Raw genomic sequence first — 18,254 nt, 5'->3', positions numbered from 1 at the left:
TTATATAGGATAGTGTATTTAAAACCCGAAAATTAAAGAATTTTAGACGGTTAAGTGGAAAGAGTTTTAAACATTTGCGCAATTTTGTTTGTACCAGCACTCAAACAAATGACCTTTACTTCCATAAACAGGGTCATTATCTGGATTTTTAACCTTTGCAATATCTTCATCAGCTTCCGGACGTTCCTCTGCCTTGCCGTATTTAATGTTATAATCTGATCCATTAGGGTAAGCACCAACAACGGTAAAATCATCGCTAGAATTTAATTTCATGTGTGCTACGCCAGCTGGAATGACTACAACGTCGCCCTTATCTAATTCTATGCAAACCCCATGATCGCCACCGAATTGCACATCAGCTTTACCGCAAAATACCCCCATCACTTCATGAGTGTTGCTGTGGTAATGCTGGTAATCAAAAATACCATCCACCCAGGCATTGGTATAGCCATTCTGAGCGAAAACTTTTTTAATCACTTCTTCGGTTTCATCGGGATGAATTAAGAATGCACCTTTGTAAATCATTAAAGGCAAATTCGGATTGTTGGGAAAATTTCCGTTCTCTTCTATTTTATGTGCAACAAGATAAGCTTCTTGTATTAGTTTTTCTTTGTCCATGATTGTGGGGTTTCCATAAGTAACAAAGAATGACAGAAAGGGTTTAGGATGTTTTTATCTTCCACGGATTATTTTGGACTAATAATAGTAAAGAATATTTTTTAACTGCGTAATTAACGTAAATCAGTGAGAAGTGATTTTTGATGGTTTCCCGCAGATTTAGAAGATTACCGCAGATTGTTCAGCCTAATATTATACATACTTTTACTTATATTAGAATAATCATCCGTAAAACTTAAAGCAATTAGCTATGGATGAAAATGAACTATCTTATAAAATTAGGGGTGCAATCTTTACCACTTACAATGCCCTAGGTCCTGGACTTTTAGAATCTGCATATCAAATCGTGTTAGCACATGTTTTAACCCAAAGCGGATTACAAGTTGAACAACAAGTTCAGCTACCAATAATCCTTGATGATATTGAACTAGATGCAGGATATAGAATAGACCTTTTGATAAATAGGCTGGTAATTCTTGAAATAAAATCAGTAGAAACTTTAGCAGCAGTGCATCATAAACAAGTATTAACTTATTTAAAGCTTTCCGGATTGAAATTGGGATTGCTCGTAAACTTTAACACGATAGATATTGTTGGTTCGATATACCGCAAAGTAAATGGGCTATAAATACCACTTAATAAGCATTTCAAATAAAATCTGCGTAAATCGTGTTAATCTGCGGGAGCTTAGTGTAGTAACTAAACCAAAAAAGCCACTCCTTTAATGGAATGGCTTTAATATTCATAATATCCTTCGACAAGCTTAGGATGATAGCTTATTAAGCTAATAATCTAATCGGCTCTTCTAGTAAACCTTTTAACGTTTGTAAGAATTGAGCTCCGGTTGCACCATCAACCACACGGTGATCGCAACCTAAAGTTAATTTCATTACGTTACCTGGAACAACAGCACCATTTTTAACAACAGGAACTGCCTGGATAGCACCAACTGATAAAATAGCACCATCAGGAGAGTTGATGATTGATGTAAATTCATCAATACCAAACATACCTAAGTTAGAAACGGTGAAAGTAGAACCTTCCCAGTCTGCAGGTTGTAGTTTTTTAGCTTTTGCTTTTCCACCGAAATCTTTTACTTCAGCAGAAATGTGTGATAAAGATTTACCATCAGCAAAACGAACTACAGGTACTAATAAGCCATCTTCAACAGCCATCGCCACACCAATGTTAGTATGCTCATTGAAACGGATTTTATCACCACCCCATGAAGAATTCACGGCAGGATGTTTTTTCAAGGCAACTGCAACCGCTTTAATTACGATATCATTGAATGAAACTTTTACCGGAGCAACTGCGTTGATTGCTGTACGGGCAGCCATTGCATTGTCCATATCAATACTTACGGTTAAGTAGAAATGTGGCGCAGTAAATAAACTTTCAGCCAAACGTTTTGCAATTACTTTACGCATTTGCGAAACAGGTTGCTCAGTAAATTTAACTTCACCAACAAATGTTGGAATTACAGGAGCAGCAGCGCTTGATTTCTCAGCAGCTGGAGCTGACTCTGATTTCGCTGGAGCAGCAGCCGGCTTGAAGTTTTCAATATCTTTTTTGATGATACGTCCACCTTCTGCACTACCTGCAACTTGCGATAAATCAATTCCTTTATCTTTAGCAATTTTCTTAGCCAAAGGAGATGCTTTCACTCTGCTATCAGAAGAGCTTTCTGCAACAGGCGCAGCGGCACCTGCATCAGCAGTTGTAGCTTGTTTTTCTTCTTTCGGCGCTTCTTCCTTGCTTTCAGCTTTCGCTGCTGGCGCAGAACCGCCCGCTAAAATTCCACTAACATCTGTTCCTTCCGGACCAACGATAGCAATAATACCGTTCACTTTAGCTGCCTGACCTTTTTCTACACCAATGTGTAATAAAGTTCCGGTTGCATAACCCATAACCTCCATAGTTGCCTTGTCGGTTTCTACGTCAGCTAAAACATCATCATCCTTCACCTGGTCGCCAACTTTTTTATGCCATTCAGCAATAACGCCTTCAGTCATGGTATCGCTCAACAAAGGCATACGAATTACTGTAACACCTTTTGCGGCTAATTCTTCTTCGCTTAAACCACCACCTTGAGCTGGGGCAGCTTCTTCCTTTTTATCTTCAGTTTTAGGCGCTTCGCCTTCAGCTTTAGGCTTTTCGCTTCCAGCTCCTTCAGCATCTAAAGCTGCCTGGAAATCTTCACCCTCTTTACCGATAACGGCCATAACAGCATCAACCGGAACAGCTTCACCTTCTTTTACACCAACGTATAAAAGTGTACCATCCCAATAAGATTCCATGTCCATTGTTGCTTTGTCAGTTTCTACTTCTGCCAAAACATCGCCGCTTTTCACTTTATCGCCCACCTTTTTATGCCACTTCGCCAAAACCCCTTCGGTCATGGTGTCGCTCATTTTGGGCATTTTAATTACATCAGCCATTATATCTAATTAATTGAAATCTTTTATAAAATTAGTCCATTACGTAAGGGTAGTTCTCAGTCATGTAAACATCTTTGTATAACTCAGATGCATCTGGCCAAGGAGACTCTTCAGCGAATTTCACCGCCTGATCTACCGTAGCCTTAACTTTAGCTTCTACCTCTTCAATCCAAGCCTGGTCTGCATACTTTTCTTTTAGAATAGTTTCTCTTGCAAGTTCAACCGGATCTTTTGCCTTATAATCTTCTAATTCTTCTTTAGTACGATATTTTGCAGGATCAGACATTGAGTGACCACGGTAACGGTAAGTTCTCATTTCTAAGAAAGTTGGTCCTTCACCTTTACGGGCACGTTGAATGGCCTCATCCATTGCATTGTGTACGGCAACTGGGTCCATACCATCAACCGGAGCACATGGCATATCAAAACCTAAACCAATTTTATAAATATCAGTCATGTTGGTAGTACGTTGTACTGAAGTACCCATTGCATAACCATTGTTTTCGCAAACAAAAATTACAGGCAATTTCCACAACATAGCCATGTTAAACGTTTCGTTTAATGCACCCTGGCGCACGGCACCATCGCCCATATAACAAATGTTAACGTTATCTGTTCCTTTGTATTTTTCTGCAAAAGCAACACCAGCACCTAGTGGAATCTGACCTCCAACAATAGCATGGCCACCATAAAAATTATGTTCTTTGCTAAACATGTGCATTGAACCACCTTTACCTTTAGAGCAACCAGTAGCTTTGCCATACATTTCTGCCATAATACTATCGGCACTAACACCTAAAGCTAAAGCATGAGCGTGATCACGGTAAGTAGTAATCATTGAATCGCCTTTTTGCATTGCAGAAATTGCTCCTGCAACCACAGCTTCTTGCCCAATGTATAAATGACAAAAGCCACGAATTTTTTGTTGTCCGTATAATTGGCCAGTTTTCTCTTCGAATTTGCGCATCAGCAACATCGATTCGAACCATTTTAACCAAGTATCTTTATTTATTTCTACTGCACTCATTTTAGGATATTTGTTTTTTTGCGACAGCAAATCTAATTTTTTTATTGTAATTTTTGGCACTTTTCAGTGTAAAAACATCATACACTTTCATACAATTGTAGAATTAACGGTTGTTTCATCGAAAAAACTTATTCGTCCTTTCTATTTCCCTCAAAACGTCGATTTCACATATTTTGATTTGACAGTTTATCAAGGCAATGGTTCAGGTAGATGATGAAATATAATTCTGTAAAATAGCCCATTACCGTAATTTATATATTTTTATTTGGAAGGCAATTTCAGTAGCTTCTATGCTAAAGCGGCCCCGCCATTTGCATTATCTTTTTTGTGAATTTCTTTTGTAAACAGAAAGATCTTAGCACAAAAAAGGATAAATGCTGCTGTCGGGCTTAAGTTAGCCTAGCTTTCTGCATTTGGTCACGGTTTTAAAACCACTTTTCCAATGTTAAAGCTCCGATATGATTAACTTCAGAAAAGTCATTGTGGGTTTGAGCCTGTAAAAAATCTTATTTCCACGCAAAAAACAAAATATGTCCTTCGTTTACTTGTGCTGAACTTTGGAAGTTAGGATAACAATATTTTTTTTATTTAAATTGAAGATATCATGGTGGTTAAAATTCCAAAGCACATTAAGCCTAATTAATTTAAACCTGATAGAACGAAAATACTTTTGAGGCAGATGCATTGATGTTTAAAATTAACGAACGCAAAAGATTGTAGGGATAGCAGGACTTTCGAAACCGATAAGCACAGAAACTGTTTTTCGAAATAATATTTTAATCTTAATCTCAATTCCTAACAAGTCGAAATCGTTCAAATGTTAATAACTTTCATTTTTTAACAGGTAACATTTGGATAACATTTGTATAATCAATACTTTTGGCAACCAACAATAAGCCCATGTGGTTTACGTTACTGTGTAAGTGAATACCCAAACATAACTGTATAACATGATTAAAAAATTTTTGTTTTCATCCCTAATCGCTATCTGCACGCTCTCAGCCGCATTTGCGCAAACAAAAACAAAAGAATCTGGTAAAGAATTAAATGATCCCGACAACCTGGCCTCTCAGTATTTTTCGCAAGTAATGGGTGTTGCCGTTGATGCAACTTCAAACTTGAAATTATATAAGTTTGTGTACGAATGGATCGGAACGCCATATAGCTACGGCGGATCGAGCAAAAAAGGGATTGATTGTTCGGCTTTCACTAAAGCGATTTACGACAAAGTTTTCAACACCACGATCAGAAGAAATTCACGTGATATTTTTAGTATGGTTGATCCATTAGCTAAAGATGATTTAAAAGAAGGTGATTTAGTTTTCTTTAAAATAAAGAGCAGAAGTATTTCTCATATTGGTATTTACCTGGGAGATAACAGATTTGCTCATGCATCCAGCTCACGCGGTGTTGTTATCAGTAATTTAAATGAACCTTATTACAGCCGCTATTTTTACAAAGGCGGAAGAATTTTAGAATCGTTTAAGAAAGAATTTACAGTAGAATAATAACAATCTACGATTGTAGATTTACAATTAGATTGAACACATACAATCCTCCTGAAGTAATTTTGGAGGATTTTTTTATACCTCATAAATTAATTAATGAAACTCTCCAGTAACTTACTTTTATCGTTTCTTATCATAATTATCGTTTTAAGTTGTACCAATAACAACGCACAGGTTAACACTCCGGCCGCGAAACAAGATACTATCGAAAGAAAGCTAAAAGATACGATTTCAATTACTGCTGTGGGCGATATCATGTTGGGTTCTGCATTTCCATCAAAAACGAATTTACCGCCGGATGATGCTGTAAATAGTTTTCAAGCGGTAGACAGTTTGCTTAAGGGCGATATTGTTTTCGGAAATTTAGAAGGCTGTTTTTTAAACTCTGGAAATTCAAACAAGTGCAATGGCATTAATCCGAATAATTGTTATGCTTTTAGAATGCCTGAACGTTATGCCGGAATTTATAAAAAGGCAGGTTTTAACGTTTTAAGTATTGCCAATAACCATGTTGGAGATTTTGATGCTAAAGGCCGGAAAAATACCGCTCGTATTTTGGATTCACTACAGATTCATTATGCCGGGCAACTGAACAAACCTTTCGAAATATTCGAAAAAGATAGCATTAAATATGCATTCTGTGCTTTTGCGCCAAATGAAAATACGGTTTCAATTAATAAAATTGATAGTGCCAAAGCTTTGGTTGCCCGCCTGAAAAAACAGGTAGATATCGTGATTGTTTCCTTCCATGGCGGAGGTGAGGGTGCCAGGTTTGAACATGTACCACGCAAAAATGAAATTTTTTATAAAGAAAATCGGGGTAATGTATATGCATTTGCCCATGCAGTTATCGATGCAGGTGCTGATGTAGTTTTAGGACACGGCCCGCATGTAACCCGGGCGGTAGAAGTTTATAAAAATAAATTTATCGCTTACAGCCTGGGTAATTTTTGTACCTATGGCATGTTTAGCCTCAAGGGTAACAACGGCATTGCGCCGCTACTTCAGTTGAAAATTAGTGCTAAGGGCGATTTCCTATATGCTGATATAGTTTCCATACAACAGGACAAAATCAACCGTTTAACCGTCGATGAAAACAACAGGGCTTTTAAGCGTATAAAAGAATTAACTGATATCGATTTTATTGGTCATCAGCTGAAGTTTGAGGATAACAGGATAGAAATGAAAGAAAATTAAACTCAATACCGAAGCTAAACCTCAATTTTAAAAAACATGAAAAAAGGATTAATTCTCCATTACATTATTGCCATTTCAGCGGCAATTTTAGTGTTGGTTGCAGCTTATTACATTAATGAAAATCCAAAAAATATCTGGTCAGCTGGTATTATAATATTGGCCGGATGCCTGGTGGCTTTCAGCCAATATCAAATTATAAGGCATAAGAAAAAGCAGTAATTTGCCTGTTAACTTTCATCCTTGGTATTTTTAACCAAGCCAATTCCCGATACGAAGAATATTAAACCGATTACACCGTACACAAGCAATCCTCTGGTTTGTTGGCTGTGATTAACAAAGCCCCAGCCTGCATAAATTAGCCCAATAATGCCTAAGATGGTAAGTACTGTTCCGAAAGTGCGTTTTACATTCATGATTAGATTTTTTAGTAGTATATAGACAAAAAATAAATCCTTTTGTTTGGCTGCTTGTTAAAGCGTGATGTTTGTATTTTATTTTTTATAACTTCATAAAAAAATCTAATTATGCAATACACTATTTACATTCTCGGTTTTCTCTTTCTTATTATCTTATTAAGCTCCTTTGTTACCGTTAAACAGGGCACTATAGCAGTGGTAACGGTTTTTGGAAAATACCGCAGACAACTTCGCCCGGGGTTAAATTTTAAAATTCCTTTAATAGAACAAATTTATTCTAGAATTTCGATTCAAAATCGTTCGGTCGAATTATCATTTCAGGCAGTTACTCAAGATCAGGCCAATGTTTACTTCAAGGCGATGCTTTTGTATTCTGTGGTTAATCAGGATGAAGAAACCATTAAAAACGTAGCTTTTAAATTCGTAGATGCTACAAACCTGATGCAAGCACTGATTAGAACAATTGAAGGCTCGATTCGTGCTTATGTAGCTACGCAAAAGCAAGCAAATGTATTGGCGCAACGTAATGAAATTGTATTACATGTAAAAGAGCAAATTGATCAGGTTTTAGATGGGTGGGGCTATCATCTACAAGATCTTCAATTAAACGATATTACTTTTGATGAAGAAATTATGCGATCTATGAGTCGCGTGGTGGCATCCAACAACTTAAAAGCGGCTGCCGAAAATGAAGGTCAGGCTTTATTAATTACCAAAACCAAAGGCGCTGAAGCAGATGGAAATGCCATCAAAATTGCCGCAACCGCCGAGCGTGAAGCTGCACAACTTCGTGGGCAGGGTATTGCTTTGTTTAGGGAAGAGGTTGCAAAAGGTATGACCAATGCAGCACATGAAATGCAGCAAGCCAATTTGGATACTTCGGTAATTCTTTTCACGATGTGGACTGAAGCGATAAAACAATTTGCTGAATACGGCGAAGGGAATATCATCTTCCTGGATGGCAGTACGGAAGGCATGAACAAAACCATGAAAGAGATGATGGCCATGCAATTGAGTCAGAATCCTATAAAAAAAGACTAAAATAAATTTTTCAATCAGAAAAAGACTGTTGCTATTAAGCAGCAGTCTTTTTTTTGCCTAAGTTATATGTGTTTTGGCTAAATCAAAACCAGATTAAGCTAAATTTCTACAATGAAATTGATTGAATTTTGTGTGGTGATCGGATGAGGCATGCAGCTTAATTTCATCCATCACTCATATTAATCTAGTTTAAAAATTAAAAGTAATCAACTATGAAAGTTTTTGTGACAGGGGCAACCGGATTTGTGGGGTCGGCAGTAGTCAAGGAATTGATTCATGCTGGTCATGAGGTTCTAGGCCTTGCCCGAAACGAAAAGGCTGAGCAGGCCCTCCTAGCAGCAGGCGCTGAAGTACATAAAGGCGATCTCGAAGACCTGGAAAGTTTAAGGCAAGGGGCAAAAGCTGCCGATGGTATTATACATGCCGGATTTATTCATGACTTTACCCGTTTTGCAGCGGTTTGTGAAATTGATCGTATAGCGATAGAAACGATTGGTGATGCAATTGTAGGAACTGACAAACCCTTTATTGTAACTTCAGGAACGCTTGTGGTTAATCCAGGCCGCTTGGCAACCGAAGACATGTTGCCAAATTATAACGGTCAAAATCCACGACTGGCATCAGAAAAGGCGGTAGATAAGCTTGCTGAAAAAGATGTTCGGGTAGCAGTAGTTCGTTTGTCGCCATCTGTTCATGGAGAAGGTGATCATCACGGCTTTGTTCCAATGTTAATCAATATAGCACGAGAAAAAGGTTCTTCCGCCTATGTAGGCAATGGAGAAAACCAATGGACTGGAGTCCATCGACTCGATGCCGCTAAGCTTTACAGGCTAGCTTTAGAACAGGCCACACCTGGTGCCCGTTATCATGGGGTTGCTGAAGAATCGATCACGCTTAAATCGATAGCAGAGGCTATTGGTGAACAACTCAACTTACCGGTGGTGGCTAAATCAGGGGATGAGGTAACTGAACATTTTGGTTGGTTTGAACATTTCGTAAGTGTTAATGGGCCTGCATCCGGGCAATTGACTCGCAAGCGCTTAAATTGGAAGCTTACTCATCCTGATTTGATTCACGACTTGGAGAATGGAGTTTATTTTCAGTAAATTGTATGATGGAAGTTTCAAACCGATATCGTTTTAAAACCATATCAGAATATCATAAACTCGCGGGACTGCCTAAGCCAGGGCATCCGCTGGTGAGTGTGGTAAATATGGAAGATGTGCGTATGCCGGTTACCGGCCGGTCGAAAACAATGATTTTTGATTTTTATTCCATTGCACTCAAACGTGTTCCCGATGCTAAAATTAAGTATGGGCAGCAAATAAGCGATTTTGATGATGGCGTGTTATTTTTTATGGCACCTGGCCAGGTTTTTACCGTTGAAATAAATGAAGATAAAGAACATCGCCCCACTGGATGGATGATTCTTTTTCACGCCGAAGTGCTGTGGCATACAACATTGGCCAGAACAATTAAAAATTATGACTTTTTTGACTATTCGTTATTTGAAGCTTTACATGTTTCAGAAAATGAAGAAACTGTTCTGAATTCAATTGCTCAATTAGTCAAAACTGAAACCAATAGCAATATTGATCGCTTTACTCAAAATGTGGTGATTGCGCAATTGGAACTCCTGCTCAATTACGCTCAACGTTTTTACGGGCGGCAGTTTATTACACGCAAAGCTATAAACCATCAGCTATTGGACCGATTGGAAGATATTGTGAGAGATTATTTTGAGCAGGATGATTTAGGTGAAAGAGGATTGCCAACCGTGGCTTATATTGCCGAAAAACTAAATGTTTCACCTGGGTATCTGTCCGGGCTTTTGAAAACATTGATTGGGTTAAATACACAGCAGTATTTACATCAAAAACTGATTGATTTGGCAAAAGAAAAACTATCGACAACAAATCTTTCGGTTAGCGAAATTGCTTACGCTTTAGGCTTTGAACATTTGCAATCCTTCACAAAATTATTTAAATCGAAAACAAATCTTACGCCTTCAGCCTTCAGGCAATCATTTAATTGACGACGTAGGAATATATTATTGTAAAAAAAAAGCGAGCCATCTATAATCAGATGGCTCGCTTTTTTTTATGAAGTATTGCTTAGAGTTTAGGTGCAGTTGCAACGCCTAAATTCATTACATAATTACCCGATTGCTGCATGAAGTCGCCCATTACTTTTAGCGATTCATCTTCAATAAAATCAAATGCATCTTGCTTAGTTACTTTTTCACCTTTTTTAATAGCTGGTAAACCTCGCAAAGCTCTTAATTCATTCTGCCTCGTTAAAGATTTTGCCTCCTGTGCATCCCGTTCTGCTTTTAATTTGTTCTCGTTTAAAGTAACAGACACTTCAGCATCACGTTTTTTCAATTCGGCAATATCTTGTTTTACATATTTAAAATCAAGTGAATTAGCGATACGCTGTTCACTATTTTTAATCAAACCTGCTTTGATAGCTGTTAAATTGGCAACAGCTTTAAAATTAGAACTTGGAATCACATCCCAAGGTAAGGCTGATGGTTCAGTATCTTCTCCAATTTTATCCATTGGGTAAAGTGATGGGAAAACAATATCGGGTGTAACGCCCTTGTGTTGTGTACTGCTTCCGGCCACACGATAAAATTTTGCCATTGTCAAATTGATCTGGCCAAGATTAATATCTGCAGGGTTAGCGGTACTAGGAGAAGTTCCGATAGTTTTATCTCTGGTAACCAAGCCGGCAATTTTCTGAAGCATGCCCGGGTTAACCAGTTTATTTAAATCAATAGAAGATTGCACGGTTCCTTTGCCATAACTCTGGCTGCCCATCACAATACCGCGGCCATAATCCTGAATTGCACCGGCGAAAATCTCAGAGGCTGAGGCACTTAAACGATCAATCATCACGCCAAATGGACCATCCCATGCAACGCCTGACGTTTGATCTTCATCTACTTCAATTTTTCCTCTTAAATCTTTTACCTGAACTACAGGACCTTTATCAATAAACAACCCTGTAAGTGAAATGGCTTCAACCAAAGAACCACCACCATTTCCACGTAAATCCATCACAATTGCATCCACTTTATCGATGTTTTTTAAAGAATCAACCAGCTTTCTTACATCACGTGTAGTGCTTTTGTAGTTTTTATCGCCTGAATTTGCGGCTTTAAAATCAGCATAAAACGCAGGTAGAGAAATGATGCCGATTTTGTAATCTTTACCATTTGTAGTTACAGTTTTCACTTTCTTTTTAGCTGACTGGTCTTCCAGGATAATCTTCTCTCTCACAAGCTCTATAATAACAGGCTTGGAAGACATTTCTTTTCCAACGGGAATTACCTTTAAACGAACCTTTGTACCTTTAGGGCCTTTGATTTTGGTTACTGTTACATCTAATCTCCAACCAACCACATCAACAAATTCTCCATCAGCTTGCGCAACCGCAATAATTCGATCGCCAGCGCTTAATTGTTTTCCTTTAAAAGCAGGTCCACCCGGAATAATTTCGGAGATTTTAACCACTTCATTCTCCAATTGTAACCTGGCGCCAATACCTTCGAATGAACGAGACATTTCCTCGTTGAATTCAGTGGCTCTTGTTGGCACAAAGTAATTGGTATGCGGATCTACAGATTCTGTAAAAGCATCCATCAGGATCTGAAATACATCCTGATTATTTGTTTTAGAAGTTTGTGATTGAAGGTTCTGATAACGTTTAGTGAGTGTTTCTACATTTTTATCCTGAGCTGTTCCTGCTAAATTCAAATTGATCAACTCATATTTAACTCTTTTTTTCCAGGTTTCGTTCAACGCTGTTGATGACGCTGCCCAAGGCAATTTTTCCCGATCATAAACGTAAGTATCGTTTTGATTGAAATCGAATTTGCTCTTAATTTGAGCCAATGAATATTTAAAATACTCATTCAATCGTTTAGCATAAACGTTATAAATGTAAAATGGCCCACTTAAATCGCCGTTTTTAAAGTCGTCATCAAGTGTGGTTCTGTATTTCTCAAACTCTTTTATATCAGAAGCAAGGAAATAATTTTTACCCTGATCCAGAGATTTAATGTATTTATCAAGAATTAATGATGAAATCGAATCATTAATTTGGATTTTTTTATAATTGTAACTCTCGATAAGATTTACAACTTCCTTAATCACCAACTTTTGTTGTTCATCAGGCATCACATTTGTAACGCCCTCCACAATTGGTTGTGGTTTAGGGTCAGCATGACAGGCAAGTACTGCTGCTGTAAAAATTACAAAAAATATTCTCTTCAACATCTCTTTAAACGATTTAAAATCCATTTTCAATTCTATATAGCCAATATGGTACCATTTTAACGAAAAAACAAAAAAGAGACAGCATTATTACCGTCTCTTGTTAAAATTTTATCAAATCTAGCTAAAAGCTTTTTATTTAACAATCCTGAAATTTAACGAAATATTATGGCTTTTGTTTTGAGAATATCGCTGTAAGGTATTCTGAAATAGAATATTACAATTACATTATTTAGTACTTAATAGATAGCGCAAATTTAATTGTAAATCCTTTTTTAAGATTTTTTTAGAGATGTTTTATTCGCGATAGCTTCACGGGCATCATTTATTTGGCCCTTGTACTGTGTCGATTTAATTGAACTAGCCAGCCATTCAGCGGTTTTCAAATCTCTCAATGCCAGGGTAAAATCTTTCTTTTTAATTTTTACCTGAACGATACCCAAAATAGATTCGATATATGAATTGTTGCTTTTAAGTTGTTTTGCCAAAATGCCTTGCTGGGTATAAAACCACATGGATTGAGTAGATTTATTATTGGCCAGATATACTTTTCCTAACAAACTGTAGGTATTCATTAAGCCACTCCTGCTACCCATTTTTGAATAGTTTTTAAGCGCAACATTGAGTAAGATTTGTTCGGCATCACTGTAGCGGCCCAACTGATAATGCATGTTACTCATTTTAATAATGGCCTGTCCGTATTTGTTAAAGTTTTTTGCAGCATTATATTCAAAAGCTGCCTTACCAAAGAGGGTAAGCGCCTCGTTGAAATCACCTTTCTTTTCTAAATCTTCGGCATCTTCAAAAAATGAATTTCCCTCTTCCAGATCGAACTTTGAAACCGAAATTGTAATCGCACTTCCCCCGTTTGGCTCCTGGAAATCAGCTTTATCAATATTTTGAGCTTGCAGTTGAAATGAGGCAAACAGGCTTACGAAAGCCAATACATATTTGGACATGCAACAAAAATAATACTTTATATTCAATTTTAGCTAAATACCTGTAAATTAACGTCGAAAGATGCCCAGACCATATATGGATGTGAATCGCAGTGATAAATTTCGCCTGTAGATGAGATGCCAACAACGCCAGCAAAACCATCAAAGGCTTTTAATTCTGTAAAAGTTTTATCGCAAGCCTCTTTCAACGAAAATCCATCGGTAACACGCGTTACTATTTTTGCAGCTGTGGCATTGCTTACAATATCTTCGCCGACGCCTGTGCAGGAAATACCTGCATATTGGTTGGCGTAATTGCCGGCAGCTGTAGCGGAATCGCTTACTCGACAAGGAATCTCAAAGCCTTTGCCACCTGTTGAGGTTGCAGCAGCGAGGTTACCTTCATCATCCAAAGCAACACAACCTACAGTTCCTTTATTATTACTTTGATTTAATTTTGCTTCGTATTCTGATTGTCGTTGAGCAGTTATTGGGTTAAAAAACGCATGACCATTTTTCCGGGCGAAGTTTTGTGCACCTTCGCCACTTAACACGCGGTCGTCGTAGCTAATTAAATCTTTAGCAACCTCAATGGGGTTCTTAATATCTTCCACATTGATCACACCACTAAATTTTTCAGTTTTACCATCCATCAGCGATGCGCTTAAACGCACTTTTCCATCGCTTTGAATTTGTGAACCCATCCCGGCATTGAAAAGTTCATTATCTTCCAATAGCGCAACGGTATAAACCACCGTTTCCAATGCCGTATGTGTTTTTAGATAGTCATATCCGAGGGTAACAATTTCAGCTAAAGCATCTTGCTTTGCTTTTTTTGTTTCCTGGTTTGTTGATGACTCGCTGAAAAAGCCACCATGTATAATTAGTTTCATTAATATTAAGATTTTCAGTAATAGTAAGACTTAAACACTTAACTAAAAACTGATTTTTTATCCTATCGGAACAACTTTTGGATGGTGAATAACCAAACTGTGATCTGTTAAATCATAAACATCTCCATCGCACATTACATGCACTACCATGTTTTTAATGGATACGGGCTGCCCCATTTCCACGTCGGTAAGGTTAGTATCGGCCATTTGTCGGCCATCAACTAAAATTACCATTCCAGATCCGATGGCTTCCATTACATGTCCATCAGAAATAAATAAACCGGTATCTTCACCTAAGCCAATTCCTAAAATGCCTGGGTTACTTGCCGCTGCATATAACAAACGGCCAATTCTTCCGCGTTGAACGAAGTGTGTATCTACAATCACATCATCGATGAACCCTAATCCACCAGTAATTTTAACCTCACCTTTAAGTAAAGCATCCTTACTACTGCCCTGGTAAATCATGTTTTTTGAGCTTGCAGCTGCGCCGGCAGATGTTCCGGCAATAACCACAGGCTCATTTTTGTATTTCTCTAATAAAATCTGATGGATCTTTGTTCCGCCAAAAATGGATGATAAACGCAATTGATCTCCGCCGGTAAATATAATTACTTCAGCAGCAGCTATTCTAGCGCAGTTTTCTTCAGAATTCGCTTCCTCACGATTGGTGATATTAAGCACACCAAGATTATGTACATCTAACTGCGCATAAGCTTTGATATATTCTTCTCCTACTTTTTCAGGCATTAAAGAAGCTGTTGTAATGATTTCAAAACGTGATTCGATGTCTCTTACCGACTCTGTTGTGATTCTTTTTAAAATCCCACGCTCAAAAAAATTCATGTTTTCAGGCAACCCAAATTGCGTTTCAGCAAAGCTGCCTGTGTTTATTGCTCCACCAATGATGATAAGTTTGCCCTTTGGAACCATTCTTTGTGTATTATTATTGTATCAAAAAGCCCAAATATATCAGCTTAAGATAAAAAACACGACTTTTTTTGTCAATAATTACGCAATTATTAACAATCGTTAAAATAATTATTAATAAAATCCTGTATTCTAAGGGCTGATACTAAAACAAATACCCTTTTATTTTGATTTAGCTATTTGTGATGTCACTTTTCAAAATAAATGTATAATTTACATTCATTAATTTCATTCTTTAAAAACTGATTTAAAAGGCCATCCCAACGCTTGTTTAACACTAAAAACGACAAAATATTACATGAAGATATCAAACATACAAGTACTAAGAGGGCCAAATATCTGGTCGATAAGTCGCAAAAAATTAATTCAAATGCGCCTGGATTTAGAGGATATGGAGCAACGCCCAACCAATACCATTGAAGGTTTTAGCGAGCGCATTGAAAAACTTTTACCGAGCATGTTCACACACCGTTGTTCTAAAGGTGTTGAAGGTGGTTTCTTCACTCGTGTAAAAGAAGGTACCTGGATGGGGCACGTTATTGAACATATTGCTTTGGAAATCCAGACGATCGCCGGGATGGAAACCGGGTTTGGACGTACGCGACAAACCAAAACCGAAGGCATTTATAACGTGGTGTTCAGTTATCTGGAAGAAAAAGTTGGTGTTTATGCCGCAGAAGCAGCAGTTCGCATTGCTGAAGCTTTGATTGAAAATCAGGAGTATGATTTAGAGCACGACATCAGAAGAATGAAAGAAATCCGAGAATTGGAAGCTTTGGGTCCAAGCACGGGATCAATCGTGCAGGAGGCGGTAAGCAGAAATATTCCTTGGATCAGATTAAATAAAAGCTCATTAGTGCAGTTAGGTTATGGTAAAAACCAGGTTCGTTTTAGAGCCACAATGACTGAAAAAACCAGCAGCATTGCCGTTGATATTGCCAGTAATAAAGAGGAAACAAAACGTTTGTTAACAGAGGCAGCCATTCCGGTTGCTTCGGGTGTTACCATTTCCAATCCTGATGATTTAGAGGCGTCAGTTAATAAAGTTGGTTTTCCATTGGTATTTAAGCCCTTAGATGGAAATCATGGAAAAGGTGCAACAATTAATGTGAAAACAATGGAAGCTGCAAAGGCAGCTTTCGAATATGCAAAAACCTACTCGCGTAGGGTGATTATTGAAAAATTTATTACCGGATACGATTTTCGTGTACTTGTGATCGATCATAAAGTGGTTGCAGCGGCACAACGTGATCCTGCGCATGTAATGGGAAACGGCATTCATACTATTCAGGAATTAATTGATAAGGAAAATGAAGATCCACGTCGCGGCTACGGACATGAAAATGTGCTGACTGAAATTTCTGTTGATCGTGATACCTTGGATTTGTTAGCAAAAAAAGAATATACGCTGGAAACCATTCCAGAAAAAGGGGAGATTGTCTATTTAAAATCTACGGCAAATTTAAGTACCGGCGGAACATCAATTGATGTTACCGACATTGTTCACCCACAAAATATTTTTATTTGTGAGCGAATTTCAAGAGTAATTGGCTTAGATATTTGCGGTATAGATATTATGGCGCAAAATCTTACCCAGCCACTTACAGAAAATGGTGGGGTAGTTTTAGAGGTTAATGCAGCCCCAGGTTTCAGGATGCACCTGGCGCCAAGCGAAGGCTTACCTCGAAATGTTGCCGCTTCAGTGGTGGATATGTTATACCCACAAGGCAGGTTATCGCAAATTCCAATCATCGCCGTAACCGGAACAAACGGGAAAACAACTACCACACGATTAATTGCCCACATCATTCGCAGTAATGGGAAACGTGTAGGCTTTACCACCAGTGATGGTGTATATGTTCACAATACCATGTTAATGAAAGGCGATACAACTGGTCCGGTAAGTGCCGAATTTATTCTTAAAGATCCGACGGTTGAGTTTGCGGTATTAGAAACTGCCCGTGGAGGTATTTTAAGGGCGGGTTTAGGTTTCAATGCCTGCGATATAGGAGTAGTTACAAACATTCAGGAAGATCACTTAGGTATTTCTGATATTCATAATTTAGATGATTTAACGCGTGTAAAGGCCGTAGTAATTGGCGCTGTGCGAAGAAAGGGCTGGGCGGTTTTAAATGCCGACAACGGTTACTGTGTAAAAATTGCCCGTGATGCCCGTTGTAATGTGGCTTATTTTAGTATGGATGAAAATAATCCGGTGATTAAAGACCATTGCAAAAAAGGGGGAATTGCTGCCATTTATGAAAATGGGTTCATCACCATTAAAACTGGTGATTGGAAATTAAGGGTTGATAAGGCGACACATATTCCTTTAACCTTCGGTGGATCAGTAAATTTCATGATTCAGAATGTTTTAGCAGCTACACTGGCCGCCTATTTATGGGGATACAAACCAGAAGATATTCGTTTATCATTAGAAACATTTATCCCTTCTGCAGCACATACCCCGGGAAGAATGAATGTTTTCAGATTCAAAGACTTTAAAGTGTTAGTTGACTTTGCGCATAACCCTGACGGTTTTAACGGTGTGAAGGCTTACCTTGCCAGCGTTGAATCTACCGAACACGTTGGGATTATTTCTGGAACTGGTGATAGAAGAGATGAAGACATTAGGGAAACAGCCCGGATTTCCGCTCAAATGTTTGATAAAATTTATATTTGTCAGGAAAAATATTTACGTGGCCGCGATCAGCAGGAACTGATCGATCTTTTGGTAAGTGGTATTAAAGAAGTGGATCCTAATAAAGAAATCATTATCAATAATAAAAGTACCGCTTGTTTGCAAGATGCAATCGACAATGCGAAAAAAGGCTCTTATTTAACAATTCTGAGTAATACAATTGATAATACCATTCAACGTGTTACCGAGCATTTAGATCGAGAACTGGAATCATAAAATACCCGTTAAATAAAAAAAAATGCTCCTGATAAATTTTATCAGGAGCAT

16 protein-coding genes are annotated in these 18,254 nt (G+C 37.9%); 8 read left to right on the top strand and 8 right to left on the bottom strand.

The window, feature by feature from the left end:
- Positions 1-66 precede the first annotated feature (66 nt).
- Positions 67-618 carry a cupin domain-containing protein gene (locus tag EA772_RS04690; protein ID WP_010600501.1) on the bottom strand — a complete coding sequence of 184 codons (552 nt, stop codon included), beginning with the start codon at positions 616-618 and terminating at the stop codon, positions 67-69.
- 250 nt (positions 619-868) lie between these two features.
- Here EA772_RS04690 and EA772_RS04685 point away from each other — a divergent pair, with 250 nt between their 5' ends.
- Positions 869-1,246 carry a GxxExxY protein gene (locus tag EA772_RS04685; RefSeq protein WP_124911470.1) on the top strand — a complete coding sequence of 126 codons (378 nt, stop codon included), beginning with the start codon at positions 869-871 and terminating at the stop codon, positions 1,244-1,246.
- 151 nt (positions 1,247-1,397) lie between these two features.
- Here EA772_RS04685 and EA772_RS04680 read toward each other — a convergent pair whose 3' ends face one another.
- Together EA772_RS04680 and pdhA are read right to left on the bottom strand one after the other, a co-directional pair.
- Positions 1,398-3,059, bottom strand: coding sequence for a dihydrolipoamide acetyltransferase family protein (locus EA772_RS04680; protein WP_124911468.1), 1,662 nt, complete (start codon positions 3,057-3,059; stop codon positions 1,398-1,400).
- A 31-nt stretch (positions 3,060-3,090) separates the two neighbouring features.
- Positions 3,091-4,086 (bottom strand): pyruvate dehydrogenase (acetyl-transferring) E1 component subunit alpha, encoded by a 996-nt coding sequence (pdhA, locus tag EA772_RS04675; protein ID WP_010600503.1) that lies wholly within the window; start codon positions 4,084-4,086, stop codon positions 3,091-3,093.
- 950 nt (positions 4,087-5,036) lie between these two features.
- On the opposite strand from pdhA, the gene EA772_RS04670 reads away from it, so the two are divergent.
- The 3 genes from EA772_RS04670 to EA772_RS04660 all read left to right on the top strand — a co-directional run bounded on the left by EA772_RS04670 (position 5,037) and on the right by EA772_RS04660 (position 7,010).
- The gene (locus tag EA772_RS04670) at positions 5,037-5,594 is read left to right on the top strand and encodes a C40 family peptidase (RefSeq protein ID WP_010600504.1); all 558 of its coding nucleotides are present in this window, start codon (positions 5,037-5,039) and stop codon (positions 5,592-5,594) included.
- Between the two features lie 96 nt (positions 5,595-5,690).
- The gene (locus EA772_RS04665) at positions 5,691-6,791 is read left to right on the top strand and encodes a CapA family protein (RefSeq protein ID WP_124911466.1); all 1,101 of its coding nucleotides are present in this window, start codon (positions 5,691-5,693) and stop codon (positions 6,789-6,791) included.
- Between the two features lie 36 nt (positions 6,792-6,827).
- Entirely contained in the window at positions 6,828-7,010 is a 183-nt protein-coding gene (locus tag EA772_RS04660; protein WP_116168949.1) for a hypothetical protein, read from the top strand.
- Positions 7,011-7,018: 8 nt separating this feature from the next.
- On the opposite strand, the gene EA772_RS04655 is transcribed toward EA772_RS04660, so the two are convergent.
- Positions 7,019-7,204 (bottom strand): hypothetical protein, encoded by a 186-nt coding sequence (locus EA772_RS04655; protein WP_010600506.1) that lies wholly within the window; start codon positions 7,202-7,204, stop codon positions 7,019-7,021.
- 111 nt (positions 7,205-7,315) lie between these two features.
- Here EA772_RS04655 and EA772_RS04650 point away from each other — a divergent pair, with 111 nt between their 5' ends.
- The 3 genes from EA772_RS04650 (at position 7,316) to EA772_RS04640 (ending at position 10,283) form a co-directional block, all read left to right on the top strand.
- Positions 7,316-8,248, top strand: coding sequence for an SPFH domain-containing protein (locus EA772_RS04650; protein WP_010600507.1), 933 nt, complete (start codon positions 7,316-7,318; stop codon positions 8,246-8,248).
- 212 nt (positions 8,249-8,460) lie between these two features.
- Positions 8,461-9,354 (top strand): SDR family oxidoreductase, encoded by an 894-nt coding sequence (locus EA772_RS04645; protein WP_124911464.1) that lies wholly within the window; start codon positions 8,461-8,463, stop codon positions 9,352-9,354.
- Between the two features lie 5 nt (positions 9,355-9,359).
- Entirely contained in the window at positions 9,360-10,283 is a 924-nt protein-coding gene (locus EA772_RS04640; RefSeq protein ID WP_371683160.1) for a helix-turn-helix domain-containing protein, read from the top strand.
- A 79-nt stretch (positions 10,284-10,362) separates the two neighbouring features.
- Here EA772_RS04640 and EA772_RS04635 read toward each other — a convergent pair whose 3' ends face one another.
- From EA772_RS04635 to EA772_RS04620, 4 genes are all read right to left on the bottom strand, one after another.
- Positions 10,363-12,531, bottom strand: a complete 2,169-nt coding sequence (locus tag EA772_RS04635) for a carboxy terminal-processing peptidase (protein WP_238533759.1) — start codon at positions 12,529-12,531, stop codon at positions 10,363-10,365.
- A gap of 272 nt (positions 12,532-12,803) precedes the next feature.
- Entirely contained in the window at positions 12,804-13,487 is a 684-nt protein-coding gene (locus EA772_RS04630; protein ID WP_124911463.1) for a hypothetical protein, read from the bottom strand.
- Positions 13,488-13,516: 29 nt separating this feature from the next.
- Positions 13,517-14,359 (bottom strand): isoaspartyl peptidase/L-asparaginase, encoded by an 843-nt coding sequence (locus tag EA772_RS04625; protein WP_124911461.1) that lies wholly within the window; start codon positions 14,357-14,359, stop codon positions 13,517-13,519.
- Positions 14,360-14,416: 57 nt separating this feature from the next.
- A complete protein-coding gene (locus tag EA772_RS04620; protein ID WP_010602958.1) occupies positions 14,417-15,292 on the bottom strand; it encodes a cyanophycinase in 876 nt (291 codons plus the stop codon).
- A gap of 295 nt (positions 15,293-15,587) precedes the next feature.
- On the opposite strand from EA772_RS04620, the gene cphA reads away from it, so the two are divergent.
- Positions 15,588-18,203 carry a cyanophycin synthetase gene (cphA, locus tag EA772_RS04615; RefSeq protein ID WP_029204519.1) on the top strand — a complete coding sequence of 872 codons (2,616 nt, stop codon included), beginning with the start codon at positions 15,588-15,590 and terminating at the stop codon, positions 18,201-18,203.
- Positions 18,204-18,254 lie beyond the last annotated feature (51 nt).

It is taken from the genome of Pedobacter sp. G11 (assembly GCF_003860265.1).
GTDB classification, from domain to species: Bacteria; Bacteroidota; Bacteroidia; order Sphingobacteriales; family Sphingobacteriaceae; genus Pedobacter; species Pedobacter agri.
The sequence above is the reverse complement of the archived record's forward strand: the minus strand, read 5'-3'. Positions and strand labels throughout refer to the sequence as shown.